At 54.2% G+C, this 17,405-nt stretch carries 17 protein-coding genes; 16 read left to right on the top strand and 1 reads right to left on the bottom strand.

Annotated elements, in window-relative coordinates; genetic code table 11:
• Positions 1 to 4 precede the first annotated feature (4 nt).
• From AB1I67_RS17040 to spoVAE, 13 genes are all read left to right on the top strand, one after another.
• Complete coding sequence (locus AB1I67_RS17040; protein WP_367031148.1) at positions 5 to 2,659, top strand: valine--tRNA ligase; 2,655 nt, start codon at positions 5 to 7, stop codon at positions 2,657 to 2,659.
• Positions 2,660 to 2,685: 26 nt separating this feature from the next.
• Positions 2,686 to 3,936 carry a folylpolyglutamate synthase/dihydrofolate synthase family protein gene (locus tag AB1I67_RS17035; protein ID WP_367031147.1) on the top strand — a complete coding sequence of 417 codons (1,251 nt, stop codon included), beginning with the start codon at positions 2,686 to 2,688 and terminating at the stop codon, positions 3,934 to 3,936.
• 37 nt (positions 3,937 to 3,973) lie between these two features.
• Complete coding sequence (locus tag AB1I67_RS17030; protein ID WP_367031146.1) at positions 3,974 to 4,111, top strand: hypothetical protein; 138 nt, start codon at positions 3,974 to 3,976, stop codon at positions 4,109 to 4,111.
• A gap of 12 nt (positions 4,112 to 4,123) precedes the next feature.
• Positions 4,124 to 5,431: a tetratricopeptide repeat protein gene (locus tag AB1I67_RS17025; protein ID WP_367031145.1), complete on the top strand. Its 1,308-nt coding sequence runs from the start codon at positions 4,124 to 4,126 to the stop codon at positions 5,429 to 5,431.
• A 141-nt stretch (positions 5,432 to 5,572) separates the two neighbouring features.
• A complete protein-coding gene (locus AB1I67_RS17020; RefSeq protein ID WP_367031144.1) occupies positions 5,573 to 5,914 on the top strand; it encodes an anti-sigma factor antagonist in 342 nt (113 codons plus the stop codon).
• Between the two features lie 21 nt (positions 5,915 to 5,935).
• Positions 5,936 to 6,352: an anti-sigma F factor gene (gene spoIIAB / locus AB1I67_RS17015; protein ID WP_367031143.1), complete on the top strand. Its 417-nt coding sequence runs from the start codon at positions 5,936 to 5,938 to the stop codon at positions 6,350 to 6,352.
• 5 nt (positions 6,353 to 6,357) lie between these two features.
• Positions 6,358 to 7,077 (top strand): SigF/SigG family RNA polymerase sporulation sigma factor, encoded by a 720-nt coding sequence (locus AB1I67_RS17010; RefSeq protein ID WP_367031142.1) that lies wholly within the window; start codon positions 6,358 to 6,360, stop codon positions 7,075 to 7,077.
• A gap of 57 nt (positions 7,078 to 7,134) precedes the next feature.
• Positions 7,135 to 7,290: a hypothetical protein gene (locus tag AB1I67_RS17005; protein WP_367031141.1), complete on the top strand. Its 156-nt coding sequence runs from the start codon at positions 7,135 to 7,137 to the stop codon at positions 7,288 to 7,290.
• Positions 7,287 to 7,919, top strand: coding sequence for a stage V sporulation protein AA (locus tag AB1I67_RS17000; RefSeq protein ID WP_367031140.1), 633 nt, complete (start codon positions 7,287 to 7,289; stop codon positions 7,917 to 7,919). Before AB1I67_RS17005 ends, AB1I67_RS17000 begins: the two co-directional genes overlap by 4 nt.
• The gene (locus AB1I67_RS16995) at positions 7,909 to 8,343 is read left to right on the top strand and encodes a stage V sporulation protein AB (RefSeq protein WP_367031139.1); all 435 of its coding nucleotides are present in this window, start codon (positions 7,909 to 7,911) and stop codon (positions 8,341 to 8,343) included. The genes AB1I67_RS17000 and AB1I67_RS16995 overlap by 11 nt, the downstream gene beginning before the upstream one ends.
• A 19-nt stretch (positions 8,344 to 8,362) precedes the next feature.
• Positions 8,363 to 8,812, top strand: a complete 450-nt coding sequence (locus AB1I67_RS16990) for a SpoVA/SpoVAEb family sporulation membrane protein (protein ID WP_367031138.1) — start codon at positions 8,363 to 8,365, stop codon at positions 8,810 to 8,812.
• A gap of 22 nt (positions 8,813 to 8,834) precedes the next feature.
• Positions 8,835 to 9,941 (top strand): stage V sporulation protein AD, encoded by a 1,107-nt coding sequence (locus AB1I67_RS16985; RefSeq protein WP_367031137.1) that lies wholly within the window; start codon positions 8,835 to 8,837, stop codon positions 9,939 to 9,941.
• Positions 9,941 to 10,294: a stage V sporulation protein AE gene (spoVAE, locus tag AB1I67_RS16980; protein WP_367032634.1), complete on the top strand. Its 354-nt coding sequence runs from the start codon at positions 9,941 to 9,943 to the stop codon at positions 10,292 to 10,294. Before AB1I67_RS16985 ends, spoVAE begins: the two co-directional genes overlap by 1 nt.
• Before the next feature lie 763 nt (positions 10,295 to 11,057).
• On the opposite strand, the gene AB1I67_RS16975 is transcribed toward spoVAE, so the two are convergent.
• Positions 11,058 to 13,745 (bottom strand): transglycosylase domain-containing protein, encoded by a 2,688-nt coding sequence (locus AB1I67_RS16975; RefSeq protein ID WP_367031135.1) that lies wholly within the window; start codon positions 13,743 to 13,745, stop codon positions 11,058 to 11,060.
• 213 nt (positions 13,746 to 13,958) lie between these two features.
• Here AB1I67_RS16975 and AB1I67_RS16970 point away from each other — a divergent pair, with 213 nt between their 5' ends.
• The 3 genes from AB1I67_RS16970 (at position 13,959) to typA (ending at position 16,677) form a co-directional block, all read left to right on the top strand.
• Positions 13,959 to 14,249, top strand: coding sequence for a YigZ family protein (locus tag AB1I67_RS16970; protein ID WP_367031134.1), 291 nt, complete (start codon positions 13,959 to 13,961; stop codon positions 14,247 to 14,249).
• A complete protein-coding gene (locus AB1I67_RS16965) occupies positions 14,201 to 14,608 on the top strand; it encodes a YigZ family protein (RefSeq protein WP_367031133.1) in 408 nt (135 codons plus the stop codon). Before AB1I67_RS16970 ends, AB1I67_RS16965 begins: the two co-directional genes overlap by 49 nt.
• Positions 14,609 to 14,847: 239 nt before the next feature.
• A complete protein-coding gene (typA, locus tag AB1I67_RS16960; protein ID WP_367031132.1) occupies positions 14,848 to 16,677 on the top strand; it encodes a translational GTPase TypA in 1,830 nt (609 codons plus the stop codon).
• The last annotated feature ends 728 nt before the right edge of the window (positions 16,678 to 17,405 follow it).

The raw sequence follows: 17,405 nt of genomic DNA, 5'->3' as shown, positions 1-17,405 counted from the left end.
GATCATGAAAGAACTGGAAAAGACCTACAACCCATCGGCTATTGAGGAGAAGCTCTATCAGAAATGGCTGGACAACAAATATTTTCACGCGGATGCGGAGCGCGGGAAGCGGGAAGGGAAGAAGCCGTTTACGATCGTGATGCCGCCGCCGAATATCACGGGGCAGCTTCATATGGGACATGCGCTGGACAATACCATGCAGGATATCCTGACCCGCTATAAGCGGATGCAGGGGTATGAGGCGCTGTGGCAGCCGGGAACGGACCACGCGGCGATCGCTACGGAGGTCAAGGTTATCGACAAGCTGAAACAGGAGGGGATCGACAAGCATGACCTGGGCAGGGACGGGTTTTTAGAAGCCTGCTGGGACTGGAAGAAGGAGTACGGGACCCGTATCATCAACCAGCTCCATAAGCTGGGGTCCTCAGCCGACTGGGACCGGGAGCGGTTTACTATGGATGCGGGCTGTTCGGACGCAGTTTTAGAGGTGTTTACCAGACTGTATGAGAAAGGCTATATCTATAAGGGTTCCAGGATCATCAACTGGTGCCCGGTATGTCAGACTTCCATCTCTGACGCGGAGGTGGAGCATGAGGAGCAGGACGGTTTCTTCTGGCACATCAATTATCCGATCGTGGGTGAGGAGGGCAGGTTTGTGGAGATTGCAACCACCAGGCCGGAGACTCTGCTGGGGGATACGGCGGTTGCGGTGAACCCGGAGGATGAGCGCTATCAGGATCTGGTTGGCAAGATGTTAGAGCTGCCGCTGACAGGACGCCAGATCCCGGTTGTGGCTGATGCATATGTGGACAAGGAGTTTGGGACCGGCTGCGTGAAAATCACACCGGCTCATGACCCGAACGATTTTGAGGTGGGCAAACGCCATGATCTGCCGGAAATCTGTATTATGAACGACGACGCCACCATCCACTGCCCGGGAAGCAGATACGACGGCATGGAGCGTTACGAGGCGCGCAAGGCTATCGTGGAGGATTTAAAGGCTGAGGGGCTGCTGGTGAAGGTGGTTCCCCATTCCCACAACGTGGGGACCCACGACCGCTGTAAGACCACGGTGGAGCCTATGGTGAAGCCCCAGTGGTTCGTGCGCATGGACGAGATGGCGAAGCCTGCGATCGAGGCAATAAAGACCGGGGAGCTTAAGTTTGTGCCGGAGAGCTTTGGAAAGACCTATCTGCACTGGCTGGAGGGGATCCGTGACTGGTGTATTTCCCGTCAGCTCTGGTGGGGCCACCGGATTCCGGCCTATTACTGCGAAGAGTGCGGTGAGATCACGGTGTCAAAGACCATGCCGGAGAAATGCCCGAAATGCGGCTGCACCCACTTAAAACAGGACGAGGATACCCTGGATACCTGGTTTTCCTCCGCCCTGTGGCCGTTCTCGACTCTGGGCTGGCCTGAGAACACAAAGGAACTGGAATATTTCTATCCGACGGATGTGCTGGTGACCGGCTATGATATCATCTTTTTCTGGGTGATCCGTATGGTGTTCTCAGGGCTTGAGCAGACAGGCAGGACCCCGTTCCACACCGTTCTGATCCACGGTCTGGTGAGGGACAGCCAGGGACGCAAGATGAGCAAGTCCCTGGGCAACGGCATCGATCCGCTGGAGGTGATCGACAAGTACGGCGCGGATGCGCTGCGCATGACCCTGATCACCGGCAATGCTCCGGGCAACGACATGCGGTTCTACTGGGAGCGCGTGGAGGCGAGCCGGAACTTTGCCAATAAGGTATGGAACGCTTCCCGGTTCATCATGATGAATATGGAAAAGGCTCCCGTATGCGAGGTTTCCTTAGACAGCCTGACCATGGCGGACAAATGGATCCTTTCCAAGGTGAATACCCTGGCGAAGGATGTGACGGAGAACCTGGACAAATATGAACTGGGTATCGCGCTTCAGAAGGTGTACGACTTTATCTGGGAGGAGTTCTGTGACTGGTACATCGAGATGGTGAAGCCGAGGCTCTGGAATGAGGAGGATACCACCAGGGCAGCTGCGATCTGGACCCTGCGGACCGTTCTGATCCAGTCCTTAAAGCTTCTGCACCCGTATATGCCGTTTATCACGGAGGAGATCTTCTGCAACCTGCAGGAGAGCGAGGAGTCCATCATGATCTCCGCATGGCCGGAGTACCGGGATGAGTGGAATTTCCGGGATGAGGAGTATGCGGTGGAGACCATCAAGGAAGCGGTACGGGCGATCCGGAATGTGCGCACCTCCATGAACGTTCCGCCGAGCAAAAAGGCGAAGGTCTACGTGGTATCGGAGAAGCAGGAGCTGTTAGACATCTTCGAGCACAGCCGGGTGTTCTTTGCAACCCTGGGTTATGCGGGAGAGGTGTTCCTACAGAAGGATAAGAACGGGATCGCCGACGATGCGGTATCCGTTGTGATCCCCAATGCGTCCATCTACATGCCGTTTGCGGAGCTTGTGGACGTGGCAAAGGAGATCGAGCGTCTGACGAAGGAGAAGGAGCGTTTGAGTAGCGAACTGGCGCGCGTAAACGGGATGCTTAAGAACGAGCGCTTCATCAGCAAGGCTCCGGAGGCGAAGATCAACGAGGAAAAGGAAAAACAGGCGAAATATACCCAGATGATGGAGCAGGTTGAGGCACGTCTGGCCCAGCTTCAGTCATAAGCCGGGACATGCCTGCATATATTGAAATGATAGAAGAACAGGCGCGGGAATATCTTTTGAATATACCGCTGTGGACAAAAAAGAAAAATACCCTGGAAGAAGTTCGGGATTTCCTGGCAGAGCTGGGAGACCCGGAAAAAGATCTAAAGCTGATCCATGTGGCGGGGACCAACGGGAAAGGCTCTGTCTGTGCGGATCTAACGTCCGTGCTGATGGAAGCCGGGTACCGAGTGGGTACCTTCGTTTCTCCGCATCTGGTGGATGTGAAGGAGCGGTTTTTACTGGACGGGAAGCCGGCCGCGGAGGAGGACTTTGAGCGAAGCTTCCGCCAGGTCCTTTCCGTGGTGAAAAAAATGGCAGAGCGCGGGTACTGCCATCCGACTTTTTTTGAATTTGTGTTTTTGATGGCAATGGTGCTGTACGGGGAGGTCAGACCGGATTATGTGATCCTGGAAACGGGGCTTGGCGGCCGTCTGGATACCACCAATGTGATCCGGCGGCCTCTGGCCTGCATCATCACCTCCATCAGCCTGGAGCACACCCAGTATCTGGGAGATACGACCGTTCAAATCGCGGCGGAGAAGGCGGGCATCATAAAGCCTGGCGTACCGGTGATCTATGATGACAACCGGCAGGAGGCGTCCGAAGTCATCCGCGGGAAGGCGGAAAGCCTGGGCGCGCCGTTTTATCCTGTGGGAGAGGCGGACGCATACCGGGAGGTATCCTTTGCGGCCCCTTATCAGGCCATGAACGCGGCTCTGGCGGTAAAGGCCCTGGAGGCGCTTTCTATTGCGGGCGTTGACCAGGAGGTGTGCCGCAGAGGGTTGTCCAAAGTCTGCTGGCCGGGACGTATGCAGCAGATCCGGCCGGATATCTGGCTGGATGGAGCGCACAATCCCGGCGGGATCGGAGCGTTCCTCCGCGCAGTAAAAGAGCAGCAGGGCGAAAAGCGGATCCAGCTTTTATTTGCTGCCGTTTCGGACAAGGATTATCACGAAATGATACGGATGCTCTGTCAGGGTCTTCCCATCACAAGGGTAACTGTGGTACACTTAAACAGTGAGCGGGGACTGGACACGGGGATTTTGTCGCAGCAGTTTTTGCAGGCAGGTTTTCAGGGGCCGGTGGAGCAGTATGGGACTGTGCGGGAAGCGCTCGGAGCAGCTTTGGGATACAATACAGAACAGGACAGGCTTTATGCGGTCGGTTCCCTCTACCTGATCGGTGAGATCGAGGAGATCCTGAGGGGAGAAGAGACCGGGGAGAACCGTGAGTGAAAAGGCTAAACACGAAAACGCATAAGGAGGACATGATATGCTGGACTTTGAAGAAGAGATCAGCCGTTTCAGGCCGAGCCTGGAAGTGGGCGAAGTGGAAGAGAGCATTGTAAAAGAGGATCTGACAGACATGACGGATCTGATGATGGAACTGCTGAAAGGAAGACAGGAGTAAGGCGGGTACAGGATGGATACAGGAAAAAGAAACCGCCAGATTGCCAATGCGTATTACAACCAGGGTCTGGAAAAGGCGAACCAGAGGGATCTAAGCGGTGCGATCACATCGTTAAAACGGAGCCTGAGGTTTGATAAGTACCAGACGGATGCCAGGAACCTGCTGGGGCTGATCTATAATGAGATCGGCGAGGTGGGCGCGGCCCTGATCCAGTGGGTCATCAGCCTGAATTTACAGGATACGGACAATCTGGCAGAAGAATATCTGCACAAGGTTCACTCCGCCGGAGGATATCTTGAGGTGGCGGACCAGGCGGCAAAGAAATACAACCAGGCGCTTGCCTATGCCCAGAACGACAACGAAGACCTGGCAGTCCTGCTTTTGATGCGTATGCTGGAGGAACTTCCCAACTACGTGAAGGCGCAGGAACTGCTGGCCCTGCTCTATATTCACCATGAGGATTATATCAAGGCGGGGCGGTGTCTTTACCAGGCTCTCAAGGTGGACCGTTACAACCCCACCGCGCAGCGCTATATGGCTATCGCCAAGCACAATACGGGCCGGGCGGAGATTGAGAAGCGGAAGCTGAAGAATGCGTTTTCCCACAGGCAGATGCAGGATGATGATATCATTATCCCGCCCAGCTACAAGGAAAATACAGGCTGGCAGTCGATCCTTAATATCCTGGTGGGTCTGGTGCTGGGGGCCATGGTGATATTTTTCCTGGTCATGCCGGCAAGCACGGAGGCGATGAATACCCGGCATAACCAGGAGCTGAGGGAGAATTTAGAGCTGATCAACCAGAAAAATATTGAGATAGACGAGCTGAACCGTCAGATCGAGGCGGCGAAGCAGGCCCAGGAACAGGCGGAAGGCCAGCTTGCCACCCTGGTAAATGACAACGGCGGGGTGCTCAGCCAGTACCAGAACCTGATCAAGATCCTGCAGGCGTACCGGGATGAGGATATGCGGACAGCGGCCCTGATCTATGTGGATACCGATATGTCCGTCTTAAATGACGGTGTGGTAAACGGTACCGTGGCGTGGATCCAGGAAGATATGGGGACCAATGGAAGCCGGCTCCTGATGCAGATGGGTGACGAGGCGATGAACCAGGAGAACGGTGCGGCGCAGGCGGTGGATTATTACCAGAAGAGCCTGCAGATCCAGCCGGCCAACACGGAGGTGATCTATAAGCTGGGCATGGCGTTCAAGTCTATGGGCGATACAGACACGGCGAACCAGTATTTTGGAGATATCATCATGAATTATCCCAATTCGGATTATGCGGATGACGCCAAGGACCAGAGAGGGTATTGATCCGGATTATAATGAGATAAGAAAACGAAAGAAAAGAAAACGAAGACACGACAGAGAAAAAGATGATTATTTTCTGTTGTGTCTTTTTTTGTTGTGGAAACTGATTTTATGGCTGAAATGTTCAGGAAAGGGGTACTTTATATGGCGGTACAGACATTCACTTACGAGGCGAGGGGACAGGTGCTGGTGATTCATCTGCCGAAGCAGCTGGATCACCACAATTGCAGGAATCTGAAATATGAGACAGATCTTCTGCTGGCAGAAAACTACGTGAACAAGGTGGTATTTGATTTTTCCAGAACAGAATTCATGGATTCTTCGGGAATCGGGATTTTGCTGAACCGGTATAAGCAGATGGCGCGCAGCGGCGGGACAGTGACTATTTATGGAGTCAATGCGCAGGTAGGCAGGGTGCTTGCCATCGGGGGGATCGGAAAGCTGATGGCGCTGTTTGATTCAAAAGAAGCGGCGATCGCAGGATAAAGAAAACGGGAGGATAAGAAAATGGAACGTTTTAAGATGGAACTGGAAAGCCTGTCAAAGAATGAGGAGTTTGCCCGGGTCGTTGCGGCGGTATTCATGAGCCGGATGGACCCGACCTTAGAGGAAGTGGAGGATGTGAAGACTGCGGTGTCCGAGGCTGTGACCAACGCGGAGATCCACGGATATCAGGGCATGGAAGGCATCATACAGATGGAAGCGGAGATCGAGGGGCGTGAGCTTCTCATCCGGGTCCGGGATACCGGCGTTGGGATCCGGGACGTGGAGCGGGCGATGCAGCCCATGTATACCACGGATAAGACAGGCGAGCGGTCCGGGATGGGATTTTCCTTTATGGAGGCGTTCATGGATGAAGTGCATGTGGAGTCAGAGCCGGGGGCAGGAACCCTGGTGGTGATGAAAAAGAAAATCGGCAGGTGACGTGCATGGAGGACATGGAAAGATTGATCCGGCAGGCTCATGCCGGGGACCAGGCCGCGCGGGATGCGCTGGTGATGAACAATGTGGGGCTGGTCTGGAGCATCGTCCGCCATTTCTCAGGAAGAGGCTATGAGCTGGAAGACTTATTCCAGATTGGCTGTGTAGGGCTTTTAAAGGCCATTGACAAGTTCAATCTGGATTTTGAGGTAAAGTTCTCCACCTACGCAGTCCCCATGATCACAGGGGAGATCAAGCGCTTCTTGAGAGACGACGGGATGATCAAGGTCAGCCGTTCCATCAAGGAGCTGGGGATGAAGGTGCGGGCTGCCAGGGAGAAAATGACAGGAGAGATGGGGCGTGAGCCCAGTCTGGACGAGATCGCCGGGAGAGTAGGCGCAAGCCGTGAGGAGGTGGCGGCGTCTCTGGAGGCTGCTGCGGAGGTGGAATCCCTTTACAGGACGGTGGGCAGCGGCGAGGACCAGAACCTCTGCCTGATGGACAGGCTGCCGGATGAGCGGGAGGATCAGGAACACCTGATGAACCAGATGGTTTTAAAACAGCTTTTAGAACAGCTTTCTGAAAAAGAGAGAGAGATCATTGTCAGGAGGTATTACGAAAACCAGACTCAGAGCAGGATTGCGGAGGATCTGTGCATTTCCCAGGTACAGGTGTCCAGGCTGGAAAAAAAGATTCTTAAAAGGATGCGGGAATATCTGAATCCATAATCAGCCATACTAATCCCAGATTCCTGGCAGACCAGGTGGGAAAAGGATGTGGGTGATATGGATTTTTTTAGATCAAAAGCGGGGATTGCGGTAGCTGTTATCTGCCTGGCAGTGATAGCTGCCGTAATCTGGTTTGTAGTGAGCAGTGGAAACCGGAGGGCAGAACCGGAGGGAACCCTGGTGTGGGAGTGCAGCATGGAGGTGAAGGGATGAGCAGCACAAAGACCGTATATTTGAATCTGCGGGAGATCACCGAGGTACACGACAAGGATGTGTTTGTAAAGGATGTGGCGACCATCTACTGCAGCGATACCAATATCCAGAACAAATGTAACGCCGTGAAGGTGAAGACCGTCCGGGAAGAGAAACCAAAACGCTATGTGGAGAGCGCCCTGGATGTGATCCGGAAGCTGGAGGAGACAGACTCATCTGTACAGGTCAACAACGTGGGAAAGGTGGAGTACATCATTGACTACCAGCCGCCGAAGACCCCGAAGGTCCTGTGGCAGTGGATGAAGACCATATTTGTCTGCATCGTCTGTTTCTGCGGAGCTGCTTTCGCGATCATGACCTTCAATAACGATGTCAGCGTCACGGAGGTGTTCAAGGAAGTGTACCTGCTGATCACAGGAACGGAGTCAAGTGGTTTTACGATCCTTGAGTTTTCCTATTCTGTGGGCCTGGCAGCAGGGATCATTACATTTTTTAACCATTTTGCAAAGTGGAAGCTGAATACGGACCCGACACCTCTGGAGGTGGAAATGCGTCTCTATGAGGACAATATCAGCAAGACCCTGATCCAGAACGACAGCAGGAAGGAGCAGGATATCGATGTTCAGTAAATTGATGCAGCAGATCGCGCTTGCCTTTATCGGCGTGAGTGCAGGCGGCGTGATCGCGGCGGGCGTATTTGCGTTTCTTGCGATCATCGGCGTGTTCCCAAGGCTGATCGGTAAGACCAGGACCAACCGGCACATCCTTTTGTACGACACTCTGATCGTGCTGGGCGGTGTGCTGGGGAATATTTCAGACATCTATGAGTTTCCGATCCTCATGGGCGGAAACCTGTTTCTGGGTATTTTCGGGTTTTCGGTCGGGATCTTTGTGGGATGCCTTGTGATGTCGCTGGCAGAGACCCTAAAGACAGTTCCCGTTATCAACCGGCGGATCCATCTGGCGGTAGGGCTGCAGTATGTGATCCTGGCGATCGCTGTGGGAAAACTGATTGGTTCGCTCATCTATTTTACAAGAGGCATGGGCGCGTGAGATACGAAAGGAGCAGAATATGGAACTGAATAAACAGGAATATGGAAAGTATGTCAAGCAGATAACTCCCAAAAACCCATTGGGCATGGATATGCTGAAGGCATTTATAACCGGCGGGATCATCTGCACCATAGGGCAGCTGTCAGTCATGGGAATGATGAATTTTTGGGGCATGGAAAAGGAGACGGCCCAGACCTGGATGCAGCTTGAGCTGATCCTTCTAAGCGTGCTATTGACCGGCCTCAACATCTATCCTAAGATCGTCAAATGGGGCGGAGCCGGGGCTTTGGTGCCCATCACCGGGTTTGCCAATTCCGTCGTGGCGCCCGCCATCGAGTACAAAGCGGAGGGCCATGTATTTGGTATCGGCTGCAAGATCTTTACGATCGCCGGTCCGGTCATCCTGTTCGGCGTTTTGACTAGTTGGGGGCTGGGACTGATCGCGTGGCTGCTGCAAAGCGTGTTTTAACTGACACAGGAAGGAGTTTAAGATGCAGAAGGGAAAAGCCAGTTTATTGTTTGAGCATCCGGTCTATGTGGCCGGAATGGCATCCATAGCCGGAAAAAAAGAAGGCGAAGGACCGCTTAAAAATGGAATCGATGTGGTGGAGCAGGACCCGATGTTCGGCGCGGAAAACTGGGAAGAGGCGGAGAGCGCCATGCAGAAGCAGGCCGCGGACCTGGCTCTGGAAAAGGGAAATATCCACCGAAAAGACGTCCGTTATCTTTTCGCGGGTGATCTGCTGGGACAATTGATCGCCACCTCATTTGGCACGGTGGATTTAGAGATCCCGCTGTTTGGGCTGTACGGCGCCTGTTCCACCATGGGCGAGGCCCTGAGCCTTGGGGCCATGTGCGTGAATGCAGGTTATGCGGACAAGGTCCTGGCCCTGGCCTCCAGCCATTACGCCACGGCGGAAAAACAGTTCCGTTTCCCATTGGGATACGGAAACCAGCGCCCGCAGAGCGCTACCTGGACCGTGACCGGCTGCGGCGCCGTGGTGCTGACCTGCGGAAAGCAGGAAAATAAGACGGAGAAGCATACCGGAAAGGGCACAGACGAGGGCGGGGAGCAGGAGACCGGAGAGGACGCAGACCAGGGCCAGGCCCGGGTGCGCATAACCGGGATCACTACCGGGAAGATGGTGGACTTGGGGACAAAGGATTCCATGAACATGGGAGCGGCAATGGCCCCTGCGGCCTGGGATACGATCATGCAGAACTTTGAGGATTTCGGTGTTGACGAAAGCTATTATGACAAGATCATCACCGGGGATTTAGGTGAGGTCGGACAGAAGATCCTTTTGGATTTCATGAAGAGTAAGGGACATGACTTAACCGGCAGGCACATGGACTGTGGTCTGGAGATCTATGACAACGGATCCCAGGACACCCATTCCGGCGGAAGCGGCTGCGGCTGTTCTGCGGTGACGCTGTGTGCCCATATCCTGCCTCAGCTTTTGTCGGGCGAGTGGAAGCGGGTACTGTTCATGCCCACAGGCGCGCTTTTATCAACCGTGAGCTACAACGAAGGCCAGAGTATCCCCGGAATCGCCCATGCGGTGATCCTGGAACGCTGCGGAGGGAAAAGATCATGATGGAGATTGTGAAAGCATTTTTAGTAGGCGGCATCATCTGCGCCCTGGTACAGATCGTGCTGGACAGGACAAAACTGATGCCCGGACGAGTTATGGTAAGCCTGGTGGTATCCGGCGCGATCCTGGGCTTTCTCGGCCTCTACGAGCCATTTGCCAAGTGGGCCGGAGCCGGAGCCGGCGTTCCCCTTCTGGGGTTTGGCAATACGCTGTGGAAGGGCGTCATGAAGAGCATGGGAGAAGACGGATTCCTCGGGATCTTTAAAGGCGGTCTGACCGCCAGCTCCGCAGGGATTGCAGGGGCTTTGATCTTTGGGTATCTGGGGGCATTGCTGTTTAAACCTAAAATGAAGTAGGAAGGTCCGTCCGGGAATGGGCGGCGGGAGCTTCGGATGCGGGGCGGGATTGCTGTTTGTCGTCGGCAGGAAGCACTAAGGTCGCGGAGACGGAAAAAGCGGGGTATCAGGGACAGTCGAACCGGATTCTTGATGAATCCGCTTCTCCGGTCCCTTCGCAGTCTGACGTTGTTCGTCAGACTGCGCCCCCGCTTTTTTCGTCTCCGCAACCTAAGTGCTTCCAAGCCTCCGCAAGATGCAATCCCACCCCGCATCCGAAGCCCCCGCCGCCCATTCCCGGACTACTGTCCTGCCTGCCCCCAGTAGAAAAACATTGCGGGGGTTGAGTGATTGGGATGGTGGAATAGAGGAGATAAATGGGGGGAAGTATAACTGGGGGTATAGTGTTACATAGGAGTTGAGGTTTGTATTTGTTTTTGCTTTTTCTGCCGAGGCTGCCATGGCACAGCAACCGCATCATAGACGTATGGGGAGAGGCAGGGGGAGCGGGGAACGGCGGGGGTGGTGTCTTTTGCAGGTCATTAGGGGCACTTACACAAAAAGAGGCAGCTGTCAGGGTTGGAGCCCGGGTTATCAAAACCCGGGCGGAATCGCGACCGCGGAGGAATATTCATTAAGAATATTCCGTAGCTGGAGCGTTGCCCTGACAGCTGCCTCTTTTTGTGTAAGTGCCCTTTATGGCCGAAACGGAACCATCCCCGCCGTTCCCCGCTCCCCCTGCCTCTCTCGATAACCTCTAAAAGCGGTTGCGTCCCTCAGCCAACTAATCCAACCCCGGCCCGCGAACAACACCCGACTGAGTATTATTGCCGGGAACCGGAGCCCCAGGTGATACATAGCCAGGCCCGAGGGCTGAATTTCCATTGTCACCGGGGCCTGAAGTCTCAGGCTGCGGACTGCCGTCCGGATTTGGCAGCGGCGTATCGATGATGACAGCGGAGTGTCCGGGGCAGTAGCTGGTGGGCAGTGCATATGGGGAATCATCTGTGGATCCCTCCTCACCTGCCGGAAGTGCGATACGTATCCTCGTGCTGCGCGGGCAGTTGGAGCCAGGCAGCAGGCCGGTGCTGGCACATACAGTCGCCCGGACATGGGTGTTGCACATCTCCGTGGGGACCGTGCCTTTTGCAAAATATTCTGTGTAGGTGGCGTTACCTCTCGGGTCGTTGGAACAGACGCCGGGGATCGCAAGTTTGCCTGATTTGCGGCAGATCTCTGCGGTCTCAATACTGTCGGGGACAGCAAAACCCGGATCTTCCATGCCCTCGTGTATCCTGGTCATGATCTTGCGCCAGATGTCCTTGTGGAAGGAGGTGCCGCCGTTGCGTCCGGTCAGCTTCTGGTTCTCGTCACAGCCGGCCCAGACTCCTGCGGTGTAGTACGGCGTGTAGCCCACAAACCAGACATCGTTGTTCTTAGAGGTGGTGCCGCTCTTGCCTGCGTTGGACATGTTCGGAATATTGGCCCGGGCGCTGGTGGAGTTGATGGAACTGCCGAACTTGCGGTTGGTCGTCATGGAACCGGCCATGGCGTCCGTCAGCAGGAACGCAGTGGAATCCTTCAGTACCCGGTGGGTTTCCGGCTCGTTGTTGATCAGGATCTTACCGTCGTGATCCAGGATCTTGGTGAAGAATACCGGTTTGGTGTAAACGCCGTCATTTGCTATGGCAGCATATGCGGCAGTAAGCTCCAGGTTGGTGACGCCGACCGTCAGGCCGCCCAATGCGGTAGCAGCGTTTAAGTCTGTGGACGTCAGGGTGCTGATGCCGAAATTCTTGGCATATTCCACACCCAGCTGCGGGGTAACGGTCTCCATGAGACAGCGGACAGCCACAATATTCATGGAATAAATAATGCCGTCGCGGATGCTGGAATAGCCGGTATAGCCCTGGCTGTACCAGTTGGAAAAGGTCTTGTTGCCTACGGTATAGACAGAATCATAATAAACCGTACCTAAGGTGGCTCCGCAGGTATCCATCGCCGGGGCGAATGCGGAGATGACTTTAAAGGTAGAACCTGGCTGGCGCGGGGTGTTGGTGGCGCGGTTTAGGGTCAGACTGGCGGTCTTGGCCCCGCGTCCTCCGCTGATGGCCTTGACCTGTCCGGTACGCTGGTCCATGATGACGAAGGAAACCTGCGGCTGCAGGACCTTGGTCAGGCTCTCCCCAATGATCGTATCGCCCTCTTTTAAGAGATATGCCTTGTATGCGTCAATGTCTTCCTGGATGGCTTCCTCGCTGTTGTAAAGTCCGTCAAAGCCGTCATGGAGCACAGTGCTGTGCCAGGCTTTGATGGATTTTTCGGAGAAATGCTCTGTCGTGTCGTCGGCGTGGGTTATGGACAGTCTGTACTCCGCGGAATACCGTCTGGCGGTATAGTTGTCCGGGTTGTTGACTTCCTCGTCCACAATGGCCTGGATGGCAGGGTCCTGGGTGGTGTAGATCTGCAGGCCGCCGCTGTAGAGCAGGTTGTGTGCCTGTGTCTCCGTGTAGCCCAGTTTTTCCATCAGGGTCTCTTTAACCTGCTGGGTCAGCTCGTCCGTAAAATAGCTGTACGGAGTAGCGGATTCCTTAGAAACGGTATCCACATTCTGGATGCGGGAGTATACGTCGTCGGCGAGTGCCTCCTCCTGCTCCTCCTTGGTGATATAACCCTGCTCATACATGTACTGCAGGATGACCTTACGCTTTTCCTCGTTCTTTTCCCGCCCGGTGATGGGATTTAAACGGGATGGGTTCTGTGTGATGCCGGCGATGACGGTGCATTCCGATAAGGTCAGATCAGAGACCTCCTTATTAAAATACCGCCGCGCGGCAACCTTGACGCCCAGTGCATTATTGCCCAGGTTGATGGTGTTTAAGTAGTTGGTCAGGATCAGTTTCCTGTCCATGGACTTGGTGAGCTGGAGCGCTAAGTACTGCTCCTGGAGCTTTCTTTCCAGTTTTGCGCCGAAGCTGGTCTCCATACCGCCGTTGAATACATTGTTCTTGATGAGCTGCTGGGTGATGGTGCTACCGCCTCCGCGGTTTTCACCGGTCAGCACGCCCACAGCCGCACGGGAGATGGAGCGCAGGTCGATGCCGTTATGAGTCCAGAAACGGGAGTCCTCAATGGCGACAAAAGCGTTGATCAGGTCTTCGGGAAGCTCGTCAAAAGTAGCCTCCTCCCTGTTTGATCCGGCTGTCACCAGAGTGTCTGTCAAGTTGCCGGCACTGTCATAGACGGTGGTGGCATAGCCGATGGGGACGATACTCTCCACATTCAGCTCAGGGGCATTGTCGATAATGCCCATCAGGATGCCCACACCGGCGCTGGCGCCTACCAGCACGGCGAACAGACAGAGGACGAAGCAGGTCTTCAAAAATGTCAGGAACACACGGGTTGTGTATTTCCTGTTCTTGGAATTGGCTGCTTTTATCTTTTTTTCAGTCGCATGTTTTCCGTAATTCATAGGATGTCCTCCTTCGCGGACTTTTCAGTCAGAAAAATCCAGATATCATTATATCAAAAACGGCCGAACAATTCAATACAGTTACACAGGCAGTAGGAAAATTGTAAGTTCTGCCTTGTCAGATGCCGGAAATCTTGCTATGATTAATTCTGATATTCAAGGAATAGTATTGACAGAAATAACAAAGTTCAAAGCCTTACAGGGGAGAAAAACATGACGGATCCGTATAATATCCTGTACCGGGGCGGGGAAGGCGAGCTGGTGGAGAAAAAATCCCGTTTTATCGCCACGACGAGACCGGTGGAGAGTGAGGAGGAAGCTCTCGCTTTTATAGAAGAAATGAAGAAAAAATACTGGGATGCCCGGCATAACTGTTTTGCCTATGTGACAGGCGACAGGGGCAGCTGCAGAGATGCAGCGATGACGGGGAGCCGAGCCAGACGGCGGGCAGGCCTATGCTGGATGTCCTTCTTGGAGCGGGAATCCGTAATATCTGCGTGGTAGTGACCCGTTATTTCGGCGGGACGCTTTTGGGGACGGGAGGACTGGTGCGGGCCTATTCCGGAGCCGTGCAGGAAGGGTTAAAGAACAGCGTGGTTCTGGAAAAACGCCAGGGCAGCCGCATGGTGATCTGCACGGATTACAACGGCATTGGAAAGATCCAGTACGTGGCGGGACAGATGGGGATCACGATCCTGGATACAGAATACACGGACCGGGTGACGGTGACGCTCATGGTGCCGGCAGAACAGAAGGGCTCTTTCATAGCGCAGGTAACAGAAAAGACAGGCGGGAAGGCCGTCATAGAAGATACGGGACTTATGGATTATGGGGTTCTGGAGGGAGAACTGATCCTGCTGTGATCCTACATGCCCATCTGATGATGTGAAAATGATTACAAATGTAAAATCGCGAAAACGAAAAAGCGATAAATAAAAAGCGATGAATCAAAAAAGCGAAATAATGACAAAAACCGCTTGCAATCCTGTGATTGTGATGTTATATTAATATATTGTGATGATGAATGGGAAGCTAAGGACAAAATCAGACGTCCTTAGCTTTTTTGAAGATTTCAAGAATAGAGAAAGTAGAGAAGCATTTTATGAAGATGAAGAGAGAAGATGTAAGGAATATCGCGATCATTGCCCACGTTGACCACGGCAAAACCACCCTGGTGGATGAGCTGCTGAAGCAGAGCGGTGTGTTCCGTGTAAACCAGGAGGTAGCGGAGCGTGTCATGGACTCCAACGATATCGAGCGGGAGCGCGGTATCACCATCCTGTCTAAGAATACGGCGGTATTTTATAAAGATAAGAAGATCAACATCATTGATACCCCAGGACATGCGGACTTCGGCGGCGAGGTGGAGCGCGTACTCAAGATGGTGAACGGCGTTATCCTTGTGGTGGACGCCTACGAGGGACCAATGCCCCAGACCAAGTTTGTATTACAGAAGGCGCTGGATCTGGATCTGACGGTTATCGTCTGCATCAACAAGATTGACCGTCCAGAGGCAAGGCCGACGGAGGTGATCGACGAGGTGCTGGAGCTGTTCATGGATCTGGACGCATCCGACGAGCAGCTGGACTGCCCGTTTGTTTACGCATCAGCCAGATCCGGATTTGCCAAGAAGGAGCTGGAGGATGAGTCAGTGGATATGAGTCCGCTGTTTGAGACGATCATCGACTACATCCCTGCGCCGGAAGGAGATCCTGAGGCAAGCCAGGAGATGCTGATCAGCACCATCGATTACAATGAGTATGTAGGACGTATCGGTATCGGCAAGATCGACAACGGGACCATCCGCGTGAACCAGGAGTGCATGATCGTGAACCATCACGACCCGGACAAGCAGCGCAGAGTGAAGATCGGCAAGCTGTACCAGTTTGACGGTCTGGGCCGTGTAGAGGTGCAGGAGGCGACGGTGGGCGATATCGTAGCCATTTCCGGCATTACGGACCTTCATATCGGCGATACCCTGTGCTCCCCGGAGAATCCCGAGGCGATCCCGTTCCAGAAGATCTCCGAACCGACGATCGCTATGAATTTCATGGTAAACGACAGTCCCCTTGCAGGACAGGAGGGCAAGTTCATAACCTCCCGCCATATCCGCGAGAGGCTGTTCCGTGAGCTGAATACTGATGTGAGCCTGCGGGTGGAGGAGACCGAGTCACCGGACTGCTTCAAGGTATCCGGCCGCGGCGAGCTGCATCTGTCCGTCCTGATCGAGAATATGCGCCGCGAAGGCTTTGAGTTCGCAGTCAGCAAGGCGGAGGTGCTTTACAAATACAATGAGCGGAACCAGAAGTTAGAGCCGATGGAGCTGGCCTATGTGGACGTTCCGGAGGAGTTTACCGGAGCCATCATCCAGAAGCTGACCTCCCGCAAAGGCGAACTGCAGGGCATGAGCCCGGCAAACGGCGGCTACACCAGGCTGGAATTCTCGATTCCGTCCAGAGGACTGATCGGCTACCGCGGTGAGTTCATGACCGACACCAAGGGCAACGGCATCATGAACACCATTTTCGACGGCTATGGTCCCTATAAAGGCGACTTAAACTACAGAAAGACCGGATCCCTGATCGCTTACGAGAGCGGCGAGACCATCACCTACGGCCTGTTCAATGCCCAGGAGCGCGGAATCCTGTTTGTGGGACCAGGCGAGAAGGTATATTCCGGTATGGTCATCGGCCAGAATCCGAAGGCAGAGGATATCGAGGTAAACGTCTGCAAGACCAAAAAGCTGACCAACACCCGTTCCTCCAGCGCCGATGAAGCGCTCAAGCTGGTTCCCAAAAAGGTAATGAGCCTGGAGCAGAGCCTGGAATTCATCGACAACGATGAGCTCCTGGAGGTAACTCCGGAGAACCTGCGTATCCGCAAGAAGATCCTGGATCCGACGATGCGGAAGAGGGCCAGTTTCAAAAAATAGTTTCGCGGGGGACGCAATGTGTGTGGGCGTGCGGGTGGGGCGGTTGGCTCCTGTGTCCGTGTGCAGGCAGTGCTAAGATAAAAAATACGTTCAGTACGGGTACGATGGAAAGCTACGCAGTATTTCTGATGAAATACTGCTCCGCGTTCCACCGGAATCTGACTTTGAAGGTCAGATTCCGCCCCGTCCTGAACGTATTTTTTGTCTAAGCACTGCTAACACACTCCCAACGTCCCCAACCGCCCCACCCGCACGCCCACACACATTGCTGTTCCCTGGCTCCGCTAGTAAAAAACCCAAACCCGAACCAGGATAACAGGTATGGATGGGATTGAAAATAAAAGTAGTCTGCGCCAGGGGTTCGTGGGGCATGTGAAGGATGTGGTGGAGTATGAAAGGTTTTTGAAAATGGGGGAGACCAGAGAACAGCCGGAGGGGGAGGGCGCAGGGGAGCGATTTTTGCAGGAGGGTTACGGATTCTTAAGGAAACTGCGGGGGAAATGCGGGGAGGACATGCGATGTCTCACATCGTATGTCCAGCCGACTTTGAGCACAGAAATCCATCAGGATTTCTGCGCGAATGGAGGAGCGCCCCGTATTTCCCCCGCAGTTTCCTTTAGAACCCGTTGCCTCCGAAACGTGAGCCGCCGCCCCTGCGCCCTCCCCCTCCGGCGTACCCCCGCCATCCACTTCAAAAAAATTCATACGGAAATTTTGTCAAGATTAGG

The organism is Clostridium sp. AN503 (assembly GCF_040719375.1).
In the GTDB taxonomy this organism is placed as follows: Bacteria; Bacillota; Clostridia; order Lachnospirales; family Lachnospiraceae; genus Brotaphodocola.
This window is presented reverse-complemented; position numbering and strand designations above follow the sequence as displayed.

Excerpts from the sequence above, each read along its gene's own strand:
- AB1I67_RS16990 (WP_367031138.1), top strand. The coding sequence starts at position 8,363 with ATGGAACTGAATAAACAGGAATATGGAAAGTATGTCAAGCAGATAACT.
- AB1I67_RS16985 (WP_367031137.1), top strand. The coding sequence starts at position 8,835 with ATGCAGAAGGGAAAAGCCAGTTTATTGTTTGAGCATCCGGTCTATGTG.
- AB1I67_RS17005 (WP_367031141.1), top strand. The coding sequence starts at position 7,135 with ATGGATTTTTTTAGATCAAAAGCGGGGATTGCGGTAGCTGTTATCTGC.
- typA (WP_367031132.1), top strand. The coding sequence starts at position 14,848 with ATGAAGATGAAGAGAGAAGATGTAAGGAATATCGCGATCATTGCCCAC.
- AB1I67_RS17040 (WP_367031148.1), top strand. The coding sequence starts at position 5 with ATGAAAGAACTGGAAAAGACCTACAACCCATCGGCTATTGAGGAGAAG.
- AB1I67_RS16975 (WP_367031135.1), bottom strand. The coding sequence starts at position 13,745 with ATGAATTACGGAAAACATGCGACTGAAAAAAAGATAAAAGCAGCCAAT.
- AB1I67_RS17030 (WP_367031146.1), top strand. The coding sequence starts at position 3,974 with ATGCTGGACTTTGAAGAAGAGATCAGCCGTTTCAGGCCGAGCCTGGAA.
- AB1I67_RS16995 (WP_367031139.1), top strand. The coding sequence starts at position 7,909 with ATGTTCAGTAAATTGATGCAGCAGATCGCGCTTGCCTTTATCGGCGTG.
- AB1I67_RS17010 (WP_367031142.1), top strand. The coding sequence starts at position 6,358 with ATGGAGGACATGGAAAGATTGATCCGGCAGGCTCATGCCGGGGACCAG.
- spoVAE (WP_367032634.1), top strand. The coding sequence starts at position 9,941 with ATGGAGATTGTGAAAGCATTTTTAGTAGGCGGCATCATCTGCGCCCTG.
- AB1I67_RS17025 (WP_367031145.1), top strand. The coding sequence starts at position 4,124 with ATGGATACAGGAAAAAGAAACCGCCAGATTGCCAATGCGTATTACAAC.
- spoIIAB (WP_367031143.1), top strand. The coding sequence starts at position 5,936 with ATGGAACGTTTTAAGATGGAACTGGAAAGCCTGTCAAAGAATGAGGAG.
- AB1I67_RS17020 (WP_367031144.1), top strand. The coding sequence starts at position 5,573 with ATGGCGGTACAGACATTCACTTACGAGGCGAGGGGACAGGTGCTGGTG.
- AB1I67_RS16965 (WP_367031133.1), top strand. The coding sequence starts at position 14,201 with ATGCTGGATGTCCTTCTTGGAGCGGGAATCCGTAATATCTGCGTGGTA.
- AB1I67_RS16970 (WP_367031134.1), top strand. The coding sequence starts at position 13,959 with ATGACGGATCCGTATAATATCCTGTACCGGGGCGGGGAAGGCGAGCTG.
- AB1I67_RS17035 (WP_367031147.1), top strand. The coding sequence starts at position 2,686 with ATGATAGAAGAACAGGCGCGGGAATATCTTTTGAATATACCGCTGTGG.
- AB1I67_RS17000 (WP_367031140.1), top strand. The coding sequence starts at position 7,287 with ATGAGCAGCACAAAGACCGTATATTTGAATCTGCGGGAGATCACCGAG.